This window comes from Streptomyces tropicalis (assembly GCF_029269835.1).
Lineage (GTDB): Bacteria > Actinomycetota > Actinomycetes > Streptomycetales > Streptomycetaceae > Streptomyces > Streptomyces tropicalis.
The window spans coordinates 69,616-89,154 of sequence record NZ_JARJBB010000010.1; the positions used below are offsets into that span (position 1 = coordinate 69,616).

Here is a 19,539-nt window from a genome sequence, read left to right on the forward strand (position 1 = left end):
ACGGCCCGCGCTACTGAGCCTGGACCGGTTCCGTTCCGTGCCGCTCGGCCAGCAGTCTCCTACCCGAATGAGCTGGCAAGGGGGATCAACCTGAGATCGGCGTGCCTCTGCGGGAGCGCAGGGTTACGCCGTGGGCCCGGAGAATACGCGCGACGGTGGTCTCGGAGCTGCCGGCGTGAGAGGCCACAGCCCGCAGGGACTCCCCACGGCGGTATCGCGTGATCATCTCGTCGATGGTGTCCGCGGTAAGAAGTGAGCGGCGGCCCACGGGAAGGGTCACTCCGCGAGCCTTGAGCTCGCGCAGTACTGCCCTGACATCGACACCCGCGCGGAGCGCGATTTTGTTGGCTGAGAGCTGTTCGTCCTGGTACCAGGCAACCCATGTCTCGGCCTGCGCGGAGATCTCTTGGCGACTTCGATGGAGCGGGGTGCGCCAGTCTCGGGGGCGGACAGCGAGCGCGTAGTAAATGTGTTCTTGCGTGGTGCCGAAGTGCTTGGCGATGCGGGAGGCTGAGGGCGCCTGCACTTGCAGCCATTCGAGGGGGATGTCTTCGGAGGAGACCTTCGGGTGCCGGCTGCCAGGCAGGTTTAGCCGCTGCCAGGCTGCCAGATCGACTGCTGGCTGCCAGGTGACGGGCTCGTCGATGCCGTGATCATGGAGGTGCCTCCCTGCGATTTCGGCAAGGAATGCGACTTCCTGGGGCAGTAGTCGGAGGGAGAAAGCCCGGTAGCCCCACAGGTTTTCGCGGCGGGGCTTCCCGAGAGTAAGTTCGCTGTGCGCGGTTTCGATCGGACTGCCGGTGATGGTCTCGAAGACCCAGCGCTGGGCCTGCACGAGGCTTGCCGGTTGGGTGCGGAGCTCTCGCTCAAGGCGGTACCACTCGGTGGCCGGCACGAAGTCAGCGGTGGACCGGAACAGCTGCCTTCGTCGTTCATAGTCGATCGGGCTGCCATGCAGATCAATGCGGTCGGCGAGGCCGGTCAGGGCGGTGATCGCATCGGCGCCGTGGGACTCCAGGTGGCGGAGTGTCCGGGAGATGCCGTTTGGCTTGATCCCGGAATCCGGCAGGAGACCTGCAACCTCTCGTAGGTTGATGCGTAGACCGACGGTCAGCAGGGCGAGGCTTAGTACGCGTCGGGACCATCGGTTGTGCGTGCCGCTATCGGCAAGCAGCCACAGGGACGGCTCTGCCCACAGAAGCTCGGGCAGGTACGCAGCGCGCGAGCGTGCATGTTGGCGGGCCTGGGAGTCGGGAGTGTGCCTGCCTCCGGTGACGGCCCGGTAGCGCATGCGATCGACTCGTCGGTAACGCGGGCTTTGGGCGTAGCGGAGCGCAGCCCGAAAGGTGAGCGAGGTGCGCTGCCCCCACAGGGCCCCAGAGCCGGGTGACTGCACTTGGGCCAGGTAACCGCTCTGTTGGTGAAGCAGCGGACGCAGGCGCGTGCCCACGTCTTCGATGGTGGGGGCGCTGAGGATGTCGGCGCCGACCGCTGCTGCGATCGCGGTGACGATGGACGGGGCTGGGGCGAAGGTGCCGTATCGGGTCTTAGCCGGTGTTCGGGCCAGCTCGCTCTGAAGCTGTGTCGTGTATTCCTGCAGGAAGTCGGCCGGTAGCCAGGGGACAAGTTCGTTGATGTGCGGGGCCGCGAAGATGCGCAGACCGATGGCGCGTAGGTCTTCAAGGACGGTGGCAGTCGTAGCGTCGCTACCTGCGTAGGCCGGGAAGTCGACGGAGGGATCTTGGCCGTCCAGGAGGGCGCCGATTTGGCGCTGGGCATCGAGCAGTTGGGGAACGTGTTCCAGCGAGATGGTGGGGGCGTGCGTCAGAGCCGCGGCACAGCGCGGCTGCCCGGGACCAGCGGGTGAGCTGGTGGCAGGCAAGGCGCAAAGACCAGGGATGGGGATGCTGAGGCTGGTGGGGGCCCGTCGTCGTTGCGGGCGGCTGCAGGCAGGGCAATGGTCGCGAAGGAGTACCTGGTGTGTGGTGCAGGCGTGGGACCAGCCCAGGCGCCAGACCAGTTGCCACCGGCCGCCGGAATCGTTCAGGCAGCGCGGGCAGTATCGGGAGTCGCGTCCGCGCCCCCAGAGCCGGGGACGGATGACGCTGCGCGACGGTTTGTCGATCGCTACCGCTCGTTGGTCGTAGTGCGCCAGTGTCATCGCGTGGACGCGGGTGGGTGGAAGCCCGGTGCATTTGGCGATGCCGGCAGCCTCGTCCGGGAGGAGCGCGATCGTCCAGTTGGTGGGGGTGCCTGCGGGCCTGTTCTTACCGCGAGGAGTCAGGCCGAGGGCCGTCTCCAGGTCGCCGAGCGTGGCCTGATGCAGGTGGGCCAGTGTCTCCAGCCAGGAGTCGAGCGCCTCTCCGGGCAAAGGGGCCGAACGTAAAGGAAGGGTACGTAGATCTTTCCGGCACGCCGGGTTCTGGTTGTTCATGCGCGTCCCCGGCGTACCTGCCGCGGCTTGCTGGTGAGCTTTCCCGCCTCCATCGCGACCTGCAGTTCCAGGCGCGCCCGCTCGGAAGCTTCGTCGTTCCTCACCTTGTCGAGCAGGTCCTGGGTGAGTTTGAACTCCTGTGTGCGCATTGCGCGCTGGCACCCGCGGCGGACAAGCGCCATCAGTGATCCGATGTGCCCGGTTGAGCGCACAAACATGTAATCGGACAGGTCGTCGGCCAGCATTCCCGGGTACTTGTCCGGCAGGACAATACGCTTCTCCAGAGTGAGAAGGATCTGACGCCATTCACGTCGACCAGCTTCGCTGTCGATGGTGAAGGGCCGCATACCCAGCAGAGTGGTGCGGCGGCCGGTCTGGGCGAGCGCCTCCTCTCCGGGGGCCAGGCCTTCGCTGAACAGTCCCTTCTCGTCGAGTCCGACGCCGATCATGATGAGGGTCACTGGGAACTCGTTGGAGATCCACTTCAGGTGGTTGCTGACCTCGATGCCGCTGCTGCTACCCCACTTGAGAAAATGAAGATCATCAATAATCAGGACGCGGACCTCGCATCTCAGGATGCAGTCGAGCGCGCGCTGCCCCAGTTCCGTGGTGGTACCCCGGAGGCTGCCTGGGTGGGCGAAGAACTCCAGCATGCTGCGGTTGAGATCTTTGATGCCGGTGTTGCCGGTCAGGCCGACACGGCACACCGGAAGCCGCTCGTGACCGTCAGCCGTCAAGGGACCTGACTCGGCAATCTCCCTGCGGTGCAGGAGCCGTGCGAAAGCGATGACGGAGGTGCTCTTGCCGAGGCCCGGGAACGCATTGACGGCAACTGCACTGCGAGCCTGGTCGCCGTCCTGCTCGTTGCTGTCGACGATATCCCACAGCACCTCCTGGAGGTCTGCGAGCTGCGGAGTCTTGATCGGACCAATGTTGGCGTGCCACTTGCGCGCCCGCTTCAGATAGTCGGCGGCAGCCTCCTCCCCGAGGCGGCAGAACTGGGTCCGCGTCAACTGCTCGGGTTGGACGTGTTCGGGGGACTGTACGTAGGCGTTCCAGCCTTCCTTGCGGGACAGCGCGCGGGCTTGGTCACGGATCACACATCCTCCAGAGCATCCGCGTAGAAGTCGTCGTCCGGGCCACCGGTGTCGAGTCCCACCGTGTCGATCTCATCGGCCTCATCGTCATCGCCGACTTCCATCGGCTCCGGTTGCTCGGGCTCTGCAACATCCGGTTTCTGCCCGAGGGCCTTACGAACGGACGGCAACGAGATAACTGCCGTGGCTTCGGTCTCCGGCAGTTCAATGGCCGCCTGATCGCGGGCAAGCCGCAGTGCCATGCGCCGCTCGGCCCGTGTCGTGCCGAGCCCGAGGTTCCAGCGTTCCAGCAGGTCAGCGACGGCAAGGCGGTCGTCCGGATAGCGATACTTCGACGCAGCCAGTTTCCGCGCGAACTCCAGCGCATCCTCGCTCAGCGGCATGTCCATCGATGGGGCATGCTCCCAAAGCAGTGCGTGCCAGCGTCGGCTGTCGGGGTCCCGGAAATAGATCCGGGTGATGTCGTCAGGATCGACCTGGAACGGCCAGCCGTTCTTGACCGGCCCGCGGTACGGGCTCTTGGTGTTGCGGTAGGCGTTGAGCGCGGGTCCGTTGTAGCGGCGGCGGTCGATCTCGACCCCGTAGTGCTGAATCGTCCGCCACTTGGTCTGCAGGAACTCGAAAGCGAGGTCCGGGTCCCGAGGCACCTCGATGTAGCCGGCTCTCGCCATGCCGTGCTCGAACATCTTCGCCGGGGACATCCTCATCCCGGGTAGACCCGGGTCGAGGAGACTGGAGTGGGGTCGCGAGTGATAGACCACCGCGGTCCACTCACGGATGATTGCCTCTAGCTCGTCCAGGAAGAAGAACGCGTCGTCCTCCGGCCTCTCGCCCCGGGAGTGGATATCGGGTCCCTTGTAGCCAGGCAGGGCCTGCAGGAGGTCCTCGCGGACGGTCCGGAAGAAGCGCTCGACCGGGCCCTTGTCTCGGCCCGTCCGCAGCCGAGCGGGCTGGATCGAGATCCCCATCCGACGGCAGACGCTGGTCAGATGGTCCGAGACGTAGGGCTTGCCGTGGTCGACCACCAGCGTCTCCGGAACCAGAGCTGGCGAGGCGAGGCCAGGGCCATCGGCCGCCTCGACGTCTACCAGCACCGTCCTGGGGATTCCCTGCTCGGGCCAGACCGCGTGCCTGGGCCAGTCCCTCCCGGCCGGGCGGGGCCGGAAGGACTGATAGAGCACCGCGCTGACGTCTACCGCCTTCGTCGAGACCGGCGTGAGCCGGATTCCGGTGATGCAGCGGGTGTACCAGTCCATACCGATGGAGAGCTCGGCCTGCACCCAGCGCAGTGTGATCGGGTCGAACGCGAAGACATCCAACCGGGTGGAGTCCATCAACAGGTACTCACCTGGCCTGGTCGGCCGCAGCTTGCCGTAGACACCCTCTGGTCGATCGGCGATGTCCCGGTTCCGCTTCGTGCTCAACCGGAACAGCGGATGCCTACGCTCCAGCTCCGCCAACACCCGAAACGCCGTTGCCCGACTCGGCTGCGGCACGACATCCGGACCGAACCGCGCGATCACCCGAGCCCGAGTCCGGTCGATGACCATCGTGCGCGACGGCTTGGACTCCCCGGTGTGCTCGACCATCACCTCCAGCGCGGTCTCCACCCACCGGTCGTCGGCTGTGACCTGCGTCCTCCTCGCCAGCCCTTTCCTGGGAGCCAATCCGGCCTCACCGTGCTCGCGGAACGCAGTGACCCAACGCCTCACCGAGCGTGCGGCAACCCCGAGCTCCGCCCCCTTCGCTGCGTACTTGGCTTCCAATGGCTTCTCCGGCGCGTACTCGGGACGGGGCTCGCCCTCACTCGCGAGTTCCGGGCTGCCAGACCGATATCCCGTCAGCACCTCACGAACGTGTCCGGCTAGGTCGAGAACCTTCCGTCTCTCGGCTTCGTGGAGCTGGCCCAGCACCACCGAGGCGATCTCCTCGACATCGTTGGCCTCCGGTCCGGGCTGGTCCGCGATGACGGTGGCGTGGTCGGAGAAGAGCAGTTGCTTCAACGACAGCCGGAGCAGCCGGCCCCGGCCGTCCTTGAGGACCACTTCGTTTCCCGCCGTGGTCGCGGCCATCTCCACTACCTCAACGGTCTCCCCGTCGTAACGGAAGCGGGTGCCCACTCCCACCCGAGCTCCGGCCCCGCTCATACGCCCCTCCTCAACGTCTGGGAAGGTGTGAGGGGTTGGTCAAGGTCAGTGACGAGATGATGCGTCCAGAGCAGGTGATGGATCGCGGACCGCACCTGAGGCGCCGGACGGCAGGGCAGAAGTCTTTCGGCTTGGCCGAGAGGGACTCCGTCAAGATCGGCCTCGTGGAGTTCGTCCAGGAGATCGGAGCTGAACAGCCAGTCCCGGCGATAGCCCGCCAGGAAGCGGATGTTCTCCAACTCCACGGTTGGCGGCTCGCTCCAGACCTCGTACTGCCATCCCTGCGACTCCACCACCCGCCGAGTCCAGTCAAAGGTGAACACCACCTCGGGCCGGGACAGCCGGCGGAGCGGCTTGACGTCCACGACCACTGGTCCTTGCCTGGTAACCAGCAAGTAGTCCGGGATGTGCCTACGGAGCTTCCCCTCCACCTGAGCCTTCAACAGGAAGGGCTGGGCCGTGATGCACTGCACGGAGGGATCGAAGTCGGCGAGCAGCAGTCGTGCCAGCTCAAGGCGCGACTCGTAGATCACGTGGTCCCACATCGTCGCCGACCAGTAGACACCGGAGTAGTGCCTCTGCCCCTTGTACCAGCGGAATATTCGCCACGGCACAGCCGTCTTCAGCAGTCCGACGGACACTTCAGCCCACGCTCGGTCTTCGACGACCTCGCCACTTCGATGACGAATGCTGACAGTCGCAGCGGCACCGTCCATGATGCACCCCCAGCCTCGGGCAACTGCCCGTACGACCACGGTGCCAGCACACTGCTCTCGGACGATCCGTGCTGCGATCCGAATCGCCTAAACGGGTGAACGGCCTGACCTGCCAGTCTCAGATCCGCGTCCTATCTGCCATCGCTTGGCCACCGAGCCTGAGATTAGGACACGAAATCTGAGACCCTACAACCTGCGGTCAGGTCTGGGCCATGTCCACGAAGCGTGAGTAGTGGCCCTGGAAGGCGACCGTGATCGTGGCCGTGGGGCCGTTTCGGTGCTTGGCGACGATCAGGTCGGCCTCGCCCGCGCGCGGTGACTCCTTCTCGTAGGCGTCCTCGCGGTGCAGCAGGATGACCATGTCGGCGTCCTGCTCGATGGAGCCCGACTCACGCAGGTCGGAGACCATCGGCTTCTTGTCGGTGCGCTGCTCGGGTCCGCGGTTCAGCTGGGAGAGCGCGATGACCGGGAGCTCCAGCTCCTTGGCGAGCAGCTTCAGGTTCCGGGACATGTCCGAGACCTCCTGCTGGCGGCTCTCGGCGCGCTTGGAGCCGCCGGACTGCATCAGCTGGAGGTAGTCGATGACGACGAGCTTGAGGTCGTTGCGCTGCTTCAGGCGGCGGCACTTGGCGCGGATCTCCATCATCGACAGGTTCGGGGAGTCGTCGATGTAGAGCGGGGCGGCCGAGACGTCGGGCATCCGCCGCGCGAGCCGGGTCCAGTCCTCGTCGGTCATCGTGCCCGAGCGCATGTGGTGCAGGGCGACCCGCGCCTCCGCGGAGAGGAGGCGCATGGCGATCTCGTTGCGTCCCATCTCGAGGGAGAAGATGACGCTCGGCAGGTTGTTCTTGATGGAGGCGGCCCGCGCGAAGTCCAGTGCGAGCGTGGACTTTCCCATCGCGGGACGGGCGGCGATGACGACCATCTGGCCCGGGTGGAGGCCGTTGGTGAGGGAGTCGAAGTCCGTGAACCCGGTGGGCACGCCGGTCATCTCGCCGCTGCGGGAGCCGATCGCCTCGATCTCGTCGAGGGCGCCCTCCATGATGTCGCCGAGCGGGAGGTAGTCCTCGCTGGTGCGCTGCTCGGTGACGGCGTAGATCTCGGCCTGCGCGCGGTTGACGATCTCGTCGACGTCGTCGTCGGCCGCGTATCCCATCTGGGTGATCCGGGTGCCGGCCTCCACCAGGCGGCGCAGCACGGCCCGTTCGTGGACGATCTCCGCGTAGTAGGCGGCGTTCGCCGCGGTCGGCACGGTCTGGACCAGCGAGTGCAGGTAGGACGCGCCGCCCACCTTGTTGATCTCGCCGCGCTTGGTCAGCTCGGCGGCGATGGTGATCGGGTCGGCCGGCTCGCCCTTGGCGTAGACGTCGAGGATCGCCTGGTAGATCGTCTCGTGGGCGGGCTTGTAGAAGTCGTGGCCCTTGAGGATCTCGACGACGTCGGCGATGGCGTCCTTGGACAGGAGCATGCCGCCCAGCACGGACTGCTCGGCGTCGAGGTCCTGCGGCGGCACCCGCTCGAAGGTCTGGCCCCCGCCGTCCCAGGCGTCGCCGTCCCGGCCCCGGTCGTGCTGATCGTCGCGGCCCCGGCCGCCCTCGGGACGCCGGCGGGAGGCAGGCAGACGATCACTGGGCCCGCTGTCGGCCCACGGGTCGTCCAGGGGCTCGGAAATGCTCACCGAGCGACCTCCTCCCGTCCGCCGAGCGGACCCTCGCCGTGCCCTCATGTCTACGGCACGACACTGACATGTGAGAGGCCCATCTCCGCTTCCGGCACGTCCCCTTGTGAGGGGATTCCACGTCCCCCCGTGAGGGGATTCGGAGGCCGGTGGACGGAGCGGGCGCCGGACCACGGTAGGCCCCCGGGCGACGTCAGCCAATCTGGTTATCCACAGGCCATGTGGACGAGCGCCCGGATGCTGTGGGTAACTCGCGGAAACCTGTGCACGACACGGTGGACAGCGCTGTGAACAAGCCCTCGCCCCCTGTACTCACACCACCCTGACCTGCGGCTTCACCATCCACGGGTTGTGCAGAAGAAAAACTTTCCCGGTCGGCGCAAGATCGCATCGAACGGTGCGCACACACGCACACCACCCCAGCACAAGTAAGGACTGCAGGCGCTTTGCATCTCTTACCTGTGGACGGTTAGATTGGCGCTCATGACCCAGGCCCCCGTCCGACCCGCGCGCACCCCGCGCCAGCACGACCGGGAGATCGTCGCGCTGGCCGTCCCGGCCTTCGGCGCGCTCGTCGCCGAGCCCCTCTTCGTCATGGCCGACAGTGCCATCGTCGGCCATCTCGGCACCGCGCAGCTCGCCGGACTCGGGGTCGCCTCGGCCCTCCTGACCACCGCCGTCAGTGTCTTCGTCTTCCTCGCCTACGCCACCACGGCGGCCGTCGCCCGCCGGGTCGGCGCCGGCGACCTCGGGGCCGCCATCCGCCAGGGCATGGACGGCATCTGGCTGGCGCTGCTGCTCGGCGCCGCCGTCATCGCCGTCGTCCTGCCGACCGCCCCCGCGGTGGTCTCCCTCTTCGGCGCCTCGCCCACCGCGAGTCCGTACGCGACGACGTACCTGCGGATCTCGGCGCTGGGCATCCCCGCCATGCTCACCGTCCTCGCCGCCACCGGCGTCCTGCGCGGACTGCAGAACACCAGGACCCCTCTCTACGTCGCCGTCGGCGGCTTCGTCGCCAACGCCGCTCTGAACGCGGGTCTCGTCTACGGCGCCGGACTGGGCATCGCGGGCTCCGCCTGGGGCACCGTCATCGCCCAGTGCGCGATGGCCGCCGTCTACCTCGCGGTGGTCGTCCGCGGGGCCCGCAGACACGGAGCCTCGCTGCGCCCGGACGCCGCCGGCATCCGGGCCTCCGCCCAGGCAGGCGTGCCGTTGCTCGTCCGCACGCTCTCGCTCCGGGCGATCCTGATGATCGCCACGGCGGTGGCGGCCCGCCTCGGTGACGCCGACGTCGCCGCCCACCAGATCATCCTGTCGCTGTGGAGTCTGCTCGCCTTCGCGCTCGACGCGATCGCGATCGCCGGGCAGTCCATCATCGGCCGCCACCTGGGCGCCGACGACCCGGAGGGCGCCCGGCACGTCTGCCGCCGCATGATCCAGTGGGGCATCGCGGTCGGCGCCGCGCTGGGGCTGTTGGTGATCGTGGCCCGGCCGGTCTTCCTCCCCCTGTTCACCGACGACCCCACGGTGACGGGCGCGGCCCTGCCCGCCCTGCTCATGGTGGCGCTCTCCCAGCCGGTCTGCGGCATCGTCTTCGTCCTCGACGGCGTCCTGATGGGCGCGGGGGACGGGCCGTACCTGGCCTGGGCGATGCTGGTCACCCTGGCGGTCTTCCTCCCCGCGGCGCTGCTGGTGCCGGTACTCGGGGGAGGTCTCACCGCGGTATGGGGGGCGATGACGCTGATGATGACCGTGCGCATGCTGACGCTCGGGACGCGGTCCCGCTCGGGCCGCTGGCTGGTCACCGGCGCCACCCGCTGAGGACGGACCGCCCCGGCGACTGCACCGCGTTTCACGTGAAACAGGCTCCCCGCTCACCCTGCACCGCACCGGGCCGGAGCGGGCCACAGGCTCCGGGCTCCCGTTTCACGTGAAACGCCGCGCCTCCGACCGCGCAGCCGTGCCGCCCGCACAGAAGAGCCGGCCACATGCAGAAGGGCCGCACCCCGAGGGGTACGGCCCTTCCTCAGGCCATGCAGGCCGAGTGCGGCGATCAGGCCGCGACGACCTCGATGGCGACCTTGGCGGCCACCTCGGGGTGCAGACGCACGGACGTCTCGTGGGCGCCCAGGGTCTTGATCGGCGAGACGAGCTCGATGCGGCGCTTGTCGACCTCGGGACCGCCGGCGGCCTTGATCGCCGAAGCGACGTCGGCCGGCGTGACGGAACCGAAGAGACGACCGGCGTCGCCGGAGCGGACGGCCAGACGGACCTTCACGCCCTCGAGCTGGGCCTTGACAGCGTTGGCCTGCTCGATGGTCTGGATCTCGTGGATCTTGCGAGCACGACGGATCTGCTCGACGTCCTTCGCGCCACCCTTGGTCCAACGGATCGCGAAGTTCCGCGGGATCAGGAAGTTGCGCGCGTAACCGTCCTTGACGTCGACGACGTCGCCCGCGGCGCCGAGGCCGGAGACCTCGTGGGTGAGGATGATCTTCATGATTCGGTCACCCTCTCCTTAGCGCGCGGTGGACGTGTAGGGCAGCAGCGCCATCTCACGGCTGTTCTTGACGGCCGTGGCGACGTCACGCTGGTGCTGCGTGCAGTTGCCGGTCACGCGGCGGGCACGGATCTTGCCGCGGTCGGAGATGAACTTCCGCAGCATGTTCGTGTCCTTGTAGTCCACGTACGTGACCTTGTCCTTGCAGAAAGCGCAGACCTTCTTCTTCGGCTTGCGCACAGGCGGCTTCGCCATGGTGTTTCTCCTGTGTGATCAAGAAGTGTGGGTACGGCCCACCCCTGACCCGGACCGGTCGGCGAGGACCGGTCGGAAGGCCTAGAAGGGGGGCTCGTCCGAGTAGCCGCCACCGCCGCCGGAGCCACCGCCCCAGCCGCCGCCACCGCCGCCGCCCTGGTTGCCACCGGCGGGAGCGCCGGTCGCCCAGGGGTCGTCGGAGGGCGTGCCGCCCTGGCCGCCGCCCTGACCGCCGCCACCGGGGCCACCGCCCCAGCCGCCGCCGCCCTGGCCGCCACCGCCGCCGTAGCCACCGCCCTGGCCACCGCGGCCCGCGGTCTTGGTGACCTTGGCCGTGGCACTGCGCAGGCTGGCGCCGACTTCCTCGACGTCCAGCTCGTAGACCGTGCGCTTGACACCCTCACGATCCTCGTAGGACCGCTGCTTCAGCCGGCCCTGCACGATGACGCGCATGCCTCGCTGGAGCGACTCGGCGACGTTCTCCGCCGCCTGACGCCAGACCGAGCAGGTCAGGAACAGGCTCTCGCCGTCCTTCCACTCGTTCGTCTGACGGTCGAAGGTGCGGGGCGTGGACGCGACGCGGAACTTCGCGACCGCCGCACCGGAGGGGGTGAAGCGCAGCTCGGGATCGTCGACAAGATTGCCGACGACCGTGATGACGGTCTCGCCTGCCATGGGGAACCTCTCGGCGGGTGTGCTGCTGGCTGCTTGGTGCTGCTACTCGAATCCCGAGATCAGCTGAGCGTCGAGGCTCAGTGGGTCTCGGGACGGAGGACCTTGGTCCGGAGGACCGACTCGTTCAGGTTCATCTGGCGGTCGAGCTCCTTGACGACCGCAGGCTCGGCCTGCAGGTCGATGACCGAGTAGATGCCCTCGGGCTTCTTCTTGATCTCGTACGCGAGACGACGACGGCCCCAGGTGTCGACCTTCTCGACCTTTCCGCCGCCGTCACGGACGACAGAGAGGAAGTTCTCGATCAGCGGGGAGACAGAGCGCTCCTCGAGATCGGGGTCGAGGATGACCATCACCTCGTAGTGACGCATGTGGAACCCACCTCCTTTGGACTCAGCGGCCACGGTCGTTCCGTGGCAGGAGGGTTGTGATGCGTGCGCAACGGTATCGGCAGCCACTGACAACCGGAGGTCGTCCGGCGGAATCGCCAGGTTCGCCGTGATTGTGCATGGACAGACACCGATGCAGACGGTCCAGACTACCTGCACCCCCGCTTCCGGTTGAAATCGGGCCCCGGGACCCGTCAACCTGGACACATCGGGTGTGTACGGCGCTACGGTGCGCCGCCCTTCGCAGGAGGTGCCCCATGGCACAAGCAGTGCGACCCACCACCACGACCGGCAACGGCCTCTTCGCCACCGACGGCAGGTCCCATCCGCTCCAGGACACGCTGCTGGTCGTGACCCTGGTTCTGGGCCTGACGGCCGTCGTGGCGGCCTGGTTCCCCAGCCTGCATATGCTGAGCTCCTGGTGCGGCCTGGCGGGCATCCTCACCGGCGCCTACGGCCAGTGGGTCTCGGAGACCACGCGGCAGCGCTTCGGGCTGATCGTCGGCCTCGGCGCGTCGGCCGTCGGCTTCGGGCTGGGGCTGGCCTGGGGCGGACTCGTCTGACCCCGCGCAGCAGCCGCACCACCCCTCACGGACACCGCCCGCGCGGTTCGCGGGACCGCCCGCCGGCCGCCGGGACGGTGTCCGCGCCCGTGCACGGAACACCCCGGCGGCCCACAGGCCGGGGCGTGGGTACCGCACGGTCATTCGGGCCGCTCCCCGGGCGCAGTAGGCTTCGGCGCGAGAGCCGGACCCCTGAACCCATGGGGACACCCCAGCCCGAGGAGCGCCCCGCATGAGCCTGACCCTGAGGACCATCAGTCGCGAGCAGCATCTGGCCCACATCCAGAGCCTGCCGGCGGCGAGTCACATGCAGGTCCCGGCCTGGGCGGACGTGAAGGCGGAGTGGCGCTCGGAGCACCTGGGCTGGTTCGACGACCGCACCGGCGACATCGTCGGTTCCGGGCTGGTCCTCTACCGTCAGCTCCCCAAGATCAAGCGGTATCTCGCGTACCTGCCCGAGGGCCCGGTCATCAACTGGTTCGCCCCGAACCTCGACGACTGGATCCAGCCGATGCTGGCGCACCTCAAGCAGCAGGGCGCCTTCTCGGTGAAGATGGGCCCGCCGGTGATCATCCGGCGCTGGAACGCGGAGTCCATCAAGAAGGGCATCCAGGACCCGGACGTCAAGCGCCTGCGCGACCTGGAGGCCGACTTCATCGAGCCCCGCGCGTTCGAGGTGGCCGACAAGCTCCGCCGCATGGGCTGGCAGCAGGGCGAGGACGGCGGCGCCGGCTTCGGGGACGTCCAGCCCCGTTACGTCTTCCAGGTCCCGCTGGCCAACCGCTCCCTGGAAGAGGTCCACAAGAACTTCAACCAGCTGTGGCGCCGCAACATCAAGAAGGCCGAGAAGGCCGGCGTCGAGGTGGTCCAGGGCGGCTACCAGGACCTCGAGGAATGGCAGCGGCTGTACGAGATCACGGCCGTGCGCGACCACTTCCGGCCGCGCCCCCTGTCGTACTTCCAGCGCATGTGGACGGCCCTCAACACCGAGGACCCCAACCGCATGCGCCTGTACTTCGCGCGGCACAACGGCGTGAACCTGGCCGCCGCGACCATGCTGATCGTCGGCGGGCACGTCTGGTACTCCTACGGCGCCTCCGACAACATCGGCCGTGAGGTCCGCCCCTCCAACGCCATGCAGTGGCGGATGCTGCGCGACGCCTACGCGCTCGGCGCCACCGTCTACGACCTGCGCGGCATCTCCGACTCGCTGGACGAGACCGACCACCTCTTCGGCCTGATCCAGTTCAAGGTGGGCACCGGCGGGCAGGCGGCCGAGTACCTCGGCGAGTGGGACTTCCCGCTCAACAAGCTGCTCCACAAGGCGCTCGACATCTACATGTCGCGCCGCTGACCCCACCGGCCCCGGCGTGCGGCACCGCCGCCGCCCCTCCCGACTCCGACACACCGCAGCCACCCGAAAGGTTCCAGGTCCGGCCATGGCGCTCACGCTCTACGTCGACACCGCGCGCTGGCGGGCGCACCACAGGCACGTGCAGGAGCAGTTCCCGGGCCTCGTCCCGGTCTGCAAGGGCAACGGCTACGGCTTCGGGCACGAACGGCTGGCGGAGGAGGCCACGAGACTGGGCTCGGACGTCCTCGCCGTCGGCACGACGTACGAGGCCGCCCGGATCAAGGACTGGTTCGGCGGCGACCTGCTGGTGCTCACGCCCTACCGGCGCGGCGAGGAGCCGGTCCCCCTGCCCGACCGGGTGATCCGCTCCGTCTCCTCCATCGACGGGGTCTACGGCCTCGTCGGGGCCCGTGTCGTCATCGAGGTGATGTCCTCGATGAAGCGGCACGGCATCAGCGACCAGGACCTGCCGCAGCTGCACGCCGCCATCGAGAACGTCCGCCTGGAGGGCTTCGCCCTGCACCTGCCGCTGGACCGCACCGACGGCTCGGACGCCGTCGAGGAGGTCATCGGCTGGATGGACCGGCTGCGCGCCGCCCGGCTGCCGCTGCACACGATGTTCGTCAGCCACCTCAAGGCCGACGAACTGGCGCGGCTGCAGAAGCAGTTCCCGCAGACCCGGTTCCGCGCCCGGATCGGCACACGGCTGTGGCTGGGCGACCACGACGCCACCGAGTACCGCGGCGCGGTGCTCGACGTGACGCGGGTGGCGAAGGGCGACCGCTTCGGCTACCGGCAGCAGCGGGCGGCCTCGGACGGCTTCCTGGTGGTCGTGGCGGGCGGTACGTCGCACGGCGTGGGCCTGGAGGCCCCCAAGGCGCTGCACGGCGTCATGCCGCGCGCCAAGGGCGTCGCCCGGGCGGGGCTCGCCACCGTCAACCGGAACCTTTCTCCGTTCGTCTGGGGCGGCAAGCAGCGCTGGTTCGCTGAGCCGCCGCACATGCAGGTGTCGATCCTGTTCGTGCCGTCGGACGCCCCCGAGCCGAAGGTGGGCGACGAGCTGGTGGCCCATCTGCGCCACACCACGACGCAGTTCGACCGGCTGATGGACCGCTGAGGCGCGTACGGCGGGACGGCGAAGGCCGTGCACCCGGAGTCCGGGTGCACGGCCTTTCGCATGCGGTCCTCCGCCCGCCCCGAGGGGCCGGCGCTGCGGCGGGCCCGTCCGGCCCGCACCGGCCGTTCGCTCAGAGCGAACCGTCCCCCGGGGCGGCCGCGGCCCGCCGGCCCCACTCCACCCGGGGCCCGTCGAAGTGCAGCGCGTGCCGCCGCGGACGGGCCGCCGTGCCGAACACGAAGACGTCCTCCGCGCCGTCGAGCACACCGCCCGAGGGGTCGTCGTCGCCTGCCAGGCGCACCACGTCCCGCTCGGGCATGAGGATGTCGCGCACCACGACGGCGCACAGGTACAGCGTCCCCAGCAGGTGCACGCCGATCGCCCAGTGGTAGCCGTCGGTCGGCAGCCCCTTGTGGGCGTCCCCGCTGGTCGTGTAGGCGAGGTACATCCAGATCCCGAGGAAGTACGCCACCTCGCAGGCCTGCCAGACCAGGAAGTCCCGCCACTTGGGCCGGGCCAGCGCGGCCAGCGGCACCAGCCACAGGACGTACTGGGGGGAGTAGACCTTGTTGGTGAGGATGAAGGCCGCGACGATCAGGAACGCCAGCTGGGCGAAACGGGGGCGGCGCGGCGCGGTGAGCGCGAGGGCGGCGATGCCCATGCAGGCCAGCAGCATGAGCAGCGTGGCGAGCGTGTTGACGGTGCCGGTGCTGAGCGGGCGGGCGGAGTTCTGGGCAAGGACCAGCCAGAAGGAGCCGAAGTCGACCCCGCGTTCCTGGCTGAACCGGTAGAACTTCGACCAGCCCTCGAAGGCGAAGAGCATCACGGGGAGGTTCACGACCAGCCAGGCCCCGGCGGCGCCGCCGAACGCCTTGCCGAACTCCCGCCACCGGCCCGCCCGCCAGCACAGCACCAGCAGCGGGCCGAGCAGGAAGACGGGGTAGAGCTTGGCGGCCGTGGCGAGGCCGAGGAGGACGCCGAAGGCGACGGGCCGGCCGCGGGACCACATCAGCATGGCGGCGGCCGTCAGGGCGACCGCCAGCAGGTCCCAGTTGATGGTGGCGGTCAGCGCGAAGGCGGGCGCGAGGGCCACCAGCAGCCCGTCCCAGGGCCGGCGGGCGTGCGTCCGGGCGACGCTGACGGCGATGACGGCGGCGCACACCATCAGCATCGCGGCGTTGACCATCCAGTACCACTGCTCCTGGTGCTGGATGGTGCCGGTGCCCGGTGTCAGCCAGGCGGCGACCTCCATGAACACGCCGGTCAGCACCGGGTACTCGAGGTAGTCCATGTCGCCGGGGAGCTTGTCGAAGTACGGGACGAGCCCGTCGGCGAATCCGCGCCCCTGGTAGAGGTGCGGGATGTCGGAGTAGCACGCCTTGGTGTACTGCGAGCTGGCCCCGAAGAACCAGGCGCCGTTGTAGCAGGGCGCCTTCTGGACCAGACCGAGGGCGAAGACGCCGATCGCGACCAGCGCGACCACCCGGAGCGGGGTCCACCAGGACGTCCCGAGCAGGGCCCGCCGCCCGACGGGTCCGCCGATCAGCTCGCTGCCGGCCGCGGCGACCGCGTCCTCCTGGGTCGGCCGCACCGGGTCGGGCTCGTGCAGGCTCGCTTGCGTCGATTCAGCACCGGTCATGCCGCACATCCTGCCGTACGCACCTGGGCGGGGCCGTGCGCACGCCCCTTTCCCCGGGCCGCGGGGCGGTTTCCCGGAGAACGCCGGAGGGGGCCGCCGGCCGGAACCGGTGACCCCCTCCGCTGCTGCGCCGACGGCGCTCCGCGTCAGCCGCCGCCTCCGAAGAAGCCGCCGTTGCCGTTGCCGCGGGTGGTGCCGCCGTTGCCCGTCGTCTCCGTGATCGTCGGCGTCGGCGTGGGGCCTCCGCCGGTGCCACCGTTGCCGTTGCCGTTCTGGCCGCCGGTGTTGGGGCAGCCGAAGAAGCCGCAGGTGTCCGTCGGCTGGGGCGACGGCGACGTGGCGGTGTCGCTCGGCGTCGGGGTCGGCGTCGGGCTCGCCGTCTGGGTCTGGGTGGGCGTCGGGCTCGGCGTCGGGGTCGGCGCCGCGTTGACGACCTCACCGATGGGCTGCGGCGGCGGGAACGCCTCCGCCGGCTGGCCCTGGAGCGCCTGGTACATGTAGTCGTGCCAGATCTCGGCGGGGAACGAGGCGCCGTGGATCTTCTCCTGGCCGCCCGTGCCGTACATCTCCAGGAACGTGCGGGCCTTGTTCGCCGCGTCGTCGTCCATCCGGAACATGCTGATCGCGGTGGACAGCTGCGGGGTGTAGCCCACGAACCACGCCGACTTGTTGCCGTCGGTGGTACCGGTCTTGCCCGCCACCTGCCGTCCGGGCAGCTTGGCGGCGGTGCCCGTGCCCTTCTCGACGACGGTCCGCAGGACGTCGGTGACGTTGTCGGCCACCTTGGACGTGAACCCCTGCTTGGTCTGGCTCTTGTGCTGGTAGACCGTGCCGTCCTTGTTCTCGACCTTGGTCACCGAGAACGGGTCGTTCTGCTGGCCGCTCGCGGCGAAGGTCGAGTAGGCGCCGGCCATGCGGATGGCGCTGGGGTCGGAGATGCCGATCGAGAAGGACGGGTAGCTGGTGCCGGCGAGGCTGTTCTGCTTCAGGCCCGCGTCCAGCGCCGCCTGCTTGACCTTGTCCAGGCCGACGTCCATGCCGAGCTGCACGAAGGCGGAGTTCACCGACTCCCGCATGGCCTCCCGCAGGTCGATCATGTAGCCCGGAGCGGTGCCGTAGGACTCGCCGCCGTCATTGGTCTGCAGCCACTCCTCGCCCTTCTCGTTCTTCCAGACCGACCCGTCGTAGTCCTTCACCTTGAGCTTGTTCATGCCGCTGAACCGGCTCTTCGGGGAGACCTGCGTGCGCTCGTCCTGCGCCTGGACGGGGTCGCCGTGCGGGTCCCGGACGCCGTCGCGCATCGCGGCCGCGAGGACGAAGGGCTTGAAGGTCGAGCCCACCTGGGCGCCGGTGGCGTCGGCGTTGTCGGTGAAGTGCTTGGTCGCGTCCTCGCCGCCGTAGATCGCCTTGATGGCACCGGACTTCGGGTCCACGGAGGCCCCGCCGAACTGGACGAACTTGTCGGTCTTCGGCCGCAGTCCGGGCTTGATGTTGTTCTTCCGGACGTTCTCGACGGCCTTCTCCAGCGCTGCGACCTTGTGCTTGTCGAAGGTCGTGGTGATCCGGTACCCGCCTCGGGTCAGATCGTCGGCGGTGATGTTCGTGTTGTTGATGAGGTAGGCCTTGGCGAGGTCCACCAGGTAGCCGATCTGACCGCCGAGACGGCCGCTCGGCCGGGGGTTCTTCCAGTCGGGCAGCGTCGTGTAGTGGGCCCGCTCCGCGGCGCTCAGGTGGCCGTACTTGACCATCTTGTCGAGCGTGTCCTGCATCTGCGACAGGGCCCGCGCGCGGTTGGCCTGCGGCGTGGCCGTGGGGTCGAGGGAGGTCGAGCCCGCGGGGTCGTAGTAGGTGGCGCCCTTGAGCGTCGCCGCCAGGAACGCGCACTCACCGGGGTTCAGCTTGCTGGCGTCCTTGTAGAAGTAGGCGCGCGCGGCCGCCTGGATCCCGTAGGCACCCCGTCCGTAGTACGCGGAGTTGAGGTAGCCCTCCATGATCTTGTCCTTGGGGACCGTCGCACCCACCTTGATGGAGATGAAGATCTCCTTGAACTTACGGGTGAGCGTCTGCGACTGGTCGTCCAGGCGGGCGTTCTTCACGTACTGCTGGGTGATGGTGGAGCCACCCTGCGTCTGGCCGCCGGTGGCCATGTTGAAGACCGCGCGGGCGATGCCGTTGGGGTCGACGCCGCTGTCGCTGTAGAAGGTCTTGTTCTCCTGGGAGACCACGGCGTACTGCATCGCCTTCGGGATCTTCGACAGGTTGACGATCTGCCGGTTGGCCTCGCCACCGGTGCTGACCATCTCCGTGCCGTCGTTCCAGAAGTAGACGTTGTTCTGCGCCTGCGCGGCCTGGGCCACGTTCGGCACGGCCACCAGGGCGTAGCCGATGCCGGCCACCGCCACCAGGCCTCCTATGAGACCGAGGAACAGACCCGTCACGAGTTTCCAGGACGGCAGCCAGCGGGCCGCCCCGTACTTGCCCGCGCGCGGGTAGTCGATGAAGCGCCTCCCCGACGGTGGTCCGGGACGCTGCCGGCCCCGCCCGGGACCTCCCGGGCCCGCGGGGTCGGCGGTCCGGCGCCGGCCGCCGCCTCTCTGCGCGGCCCGGCGGGCTTCCGCGCGGCTGCCGTAGGGGCGCTCCTCGGCAGGCGCACCATAGGAACCCGACCCATGGGAACCGGGCCCCTGGGAGTCCGCGGGAGATCCGGTGGCGCCTCGCGGAGCCGCACGGCGGCCGGAGGACGGGCCGGGCTGACCGCGTCGGGCCGCGGCACGTCCGCCTTCCTGCGACTGCGGCGGTTTGCGACGGTGCTCGCTCATCGAACGATTACTCCTCGGGCAGGCGCACCTTTGCGCGCCTGGAAACGGCGGCTGGTTTCCGGTCCCCCCGAAGTACGGATGTGGTCGGTCGCGCATTCACCCGTACTGCACCGAGGACGAGGACGCCCCCCAGCGTCACTTGGTTCCCGGTGGTGTCCA

15 protein-coding genes are annotated in these 19,539 nt (G+C 68.8%); 4 read left to right on the forward strand and 11 right to left on the reverse strand.

Annotated elements, in window-relative coordinates; all coding sequences use genetic code 11:
* Positions 1-85 precede the first annotated feature (85 nt).
* The 5 genes from P3H78_RS20230 to dnaB all read right to left on the reverse strand — a co-directional run bounded on the left by P3H78_RS20230 (position 86) and on the right by dnaB (position 8,072).
* Entirely contained in the window at positions 86-2,434 is a 2,349-nt protein-coding gene (locus P3H78_RS20230; protein WP_276110472.1) for a TniQ family protein, read from the reverse strand.
* Complete coding sequence (locus tag P3H78_RS20235) at positions 2,431-3,534, reverse strand: AAA family ATPase (RefSeq protein ID WP_276110473.1); 1,104 nt, start codon at positions 3,532-3,534, stop codon at positions 2,431-2,433. Before P3H78_RS20235 ends, P3H78_RS20230 begins: the two co-directional genes overlap by 4 nt.
* On the reverse strand, positions 3,531-5,603 hold the full coding sequence (locus P3H78_RS20240) for a TnsB C-terminal domain-containing protein (RefSeq protein WP_498073050.1): 2,073 nt from the start codon (positions 5,601-5,603) through the stop codon (positions 3,531-3,533). Before P3H78_RS20240 ends, P3H78_RS20235 begins: the two co-directional genes overlap by 4 nt.
* Before the next feature lie 71 nt (positions 5,604-5,674).
* Complete coding sequence (locus P3H78_RS20245; RefSeq protein WP_276110475.1) at positions 5,675-6,394, reverse strand: TnsA-like heteromeric transposase endonuclease subunit; 720 nt, start codon at positions 6,392-6,394, stop codon at positions 5,675-5,677.
* A gap of 199 nt (positions 6,395-6,593) precedes the next feature.
* Positions 6,594-8,072, reverse strand: a complete 1,479-nt coding sequence (gene dnaB, locus P3H78_RS20250; RefSeq protein WP_276110476.1) for a replicative DNA helicase — start codon at positions 8,070-8,072, stop codon at positions 6,594-6,596.
* 483 nt (positions 8,073-8,555) lie between these two features.
* Here dnaB and P3H78_RS20255 point away from each other — a divergent pair, with 483 nt between their 5' ends.
* Complete coding sequence (locus P3H78_RS20255) at positions 8,556-9,893, forward strand: MATE family efflux transporter (protein ID WP_276110477.1); 1,338 nt, start codon at positions 8,556-8,558, stop codon at positions 9,891-9,893.
* 232 nt (positions 9,894-10,125) lie between these two features.
* Here the strand turns inward: P3H78_RS20255 and rplI are convergent, their stop codons facing one another.
* The 4 genes from rplI to rpsF all read right to left on the reverse strand — a co-directional run bounded on the left by rplI (position 10,126) and on the right by rpsF (position 11,870).
* The gene (gene rplI, locus P3H78_RS20260) at positions 10,126-10,572 is read right to left on the reverse strand and encodes a 50S ribosomal protein L9 (protein WP_276110478.1); all 447 of its coding nucleotides are present in this window, start codon (positions 10,570-10,572) and stop codon (positions 10,126-10,128) included.
* Between the two features lie 18 nt (positions 10,573-10,590).
* Positions 10,591-10,827: a 30S ribosomal protein S18 gene (gene rpsR / locus P3H78_RS20265; RefSeq protein WP_003949403.1), complete on the reverse strand. Its 237-nt coding sequence runs from the start codon at positions 10,825-10,827 to the stop codon at positions 10,591-10,593.
* Between the two features lie 81 nt (positions 10,828-10,908).
* Positions 10,909-11,502, reverse strand: coding sequence for a single-stranded DNA-binding protein (locus P3H78_RS20270; RefSeq protein ID WP_276110479.1), 594 nt, complete (start codon positions 11,500-11,502; stop codon positions 10,909-10,911).
* A gap of 77 nt (positions 11,503-11,579) precedes the next feature.
* Complete coding sequence (rpsF, locus tag P3H78_RS20275; protein WP_009189556.1) at positions 11,580-11,870, reverse strand: 30S ribosomal protein S6; 291 nt, start codon at positions 11,868-11,870, stop codon at positions 11,580-11,582.
* A 275-nt stretch (positions 11,871-12,145) separates the two neighbouring features.
* On the opposite strand from rpsF, the gene P3H78_RS20280 reads away from it, so the two are divergent.
* The 3 genes from P3H78_RS20280 to P3H78_RS20290 all read left to right on the forward strand — a co-directional run bounded on the left by P3H78_RS20280 (position 12,146) and on the right by P3H78_RS20290 (position 14,922).
* Positions 12,146-12,451: a hypothetical protein gene (locus tag P3H78_RS20280; RefSeq protein ID WP_276110480.1), complete on the forward strand. Its 306-nt coding sequence runs from the start codon at positions 12,146-12,148 to the stop codon at positions 12,449-12,451.
* 232 nt (positions 12,452-12,683) lie between these two features.
* Positions 12,684-13,805 (forward strand): peptidoglycan bridge formation glycyltransferase FemX, encoded by a 1,122-nt coding sequence (gene femX, locus P3H78_RS20285; RefSeq protein ID WP_276110481.1) that lies wholly within the window; start codon positions 12,684-12,686, stop codon positions 13,803-13,805.
* A gap of 85 nt (positions 13,806-13,890) precedes the next feature.
* On the forward strand, positions 13,891-14,922 hold the full coding sequence (locus tag P3H78_RS20290) for an alanine racemase (protein WP_276110482.1): 1,032 nt from the start codon (positions 13,891-13,893) through the stop codon (positions 14,920-14,922).
* A 130-nt stretch (positions 14,923-15,052) separates the two neighbouring features.
* Here P3H78_RS20290 and P3H78_RS20295 read toward each other — a convergent pair whose 3' ends face one another.
* Positions 15,053-16,561: a glycosyltransferase family 87 protein gene (locus P3H78_RS20295; RefSeq protein ID WP_276110483.1), complete on the reverse strand. Its 1,509-nt coding sequence runs from the start codon at positions 16,559-16,561 to the stop codon at positions 15,053-15,055.
* A 146-nt stretch (positions 16,562-16,707) separates the two neighbouring features.
* Positions 16,708-19,380 carry a transglycosylase domain-containing protein gene (locus P3H78_RS20300; RefSeq protein ID WP_276110484.1) on the reverse strand — a complete coding sequence of 891 codons (2,673 nt, stop codon included), beginning with the start codon at positions 19,378-19,380 and terminating at the stop codon, positions 16,708-16,710.
* Between the last annotated feature and the right edge of the window lie 159 nt (positions 19,381-19,539).

What these genes read in the sequence shown, in the direction of transcription:
- P3H78_RS20230 (WP_276110472.1), bottom strand. Translation starts at nt 2,434, where the DNA reads ATGAACAACCAGAACCCGGCGTGCCGGAAAGATCTACGTACCCTTCCT.
- P3H78_RS20240 (WP_498073050.1), bottom strand. Translation starts at nt 5,603, where the DNA reads ATGGCCGCGACCACGGCGGGAAACGAAGTGGTCCTCAAGGACGGCCGG.
- P3H78_RS20245 (WP_276110475.1), bottom strand. Translation starts at nt 6,394, where the DNA reads ATGGACGGTGCCGCTGCGACTGTCAGCATTCGTCATCGAAGTGGCGAG.
- P3H78_RS20255 (WP_276110477.1), top strand. Translation starts at nt 8,556, where the DNA reads ATGACCCAGGCCCCCGTCCGACCCGCGCGCACCCCGCGCCAGCACGAC.
- rplI (WP_276110478.1), bottom strand. Translation starts at nt 10,572, where the DNA reads ATGAAGATCATCCTCACCCACGAGGTCTCCGGCCTCGGCGCCGCGGGC.
- rpsR (WP_003949403.1), bottom strand. Translation starts at nt 10,827, where the DNA reads ATGGCGAAGCCGCCTGTGCGCAAGCCGAAGAAGAAGGTCTGCGCTTTC.
- P3H78_RS20270 (WP_276110479.1), bottom strand. Translation starts at nt 11,502, where the DNA reads ATGGCAGGCGAGACCGTCATCACGGTCGTCGGCAATCTTGTCGACGAT.
- rpsF (WP_009189556.1), bottom strand. Translation starts at nt 11,870, where the DNA reads ATGCGTCACTACGAGGTGATGGTCATCCTCGACCCCGATCTCGAGGAG.
- P3H78_RS20280 (WP_276110480.1), top strand. Translation starts at nt 12,146, where the DNA reads ATGGCACAAGCAGTGCGACCCACCACCACGACCGGCAACGGCCTCTTC.
- femX (WP_276110481.1), top strand. Translation starts at nt 12,684, where the DNA reads ATGAGCCTGACCCTGAGGACCATCAGTCGCGAGCAGCATCTGGCCCAC.
- P3H78_RS20290 (WP_276110482.1), top strand. Translation starts at nt 13,891, where the DNA reads ATGGCGCTCACGCTCTACGTCGACACCGCGCGCTGGCGGGCGCACCAC.
- P3H78_RS20295 (WP_276110483.1), bottom strand. Translation starts at nt 16,561, where the DNA reads ATGACCGGTGCTGAATCGACGCAAGCGAGCCTGCACGAGCCCGACCCG.
- P3H78_RS20300 (WP_276110484.1), bottom strand. Translation starts at nt 19,380, where the DNA reads ATGAGCGAGCACCGTCGCAAACCGCCGCAGTCGCAGGAAGGCGGACGT.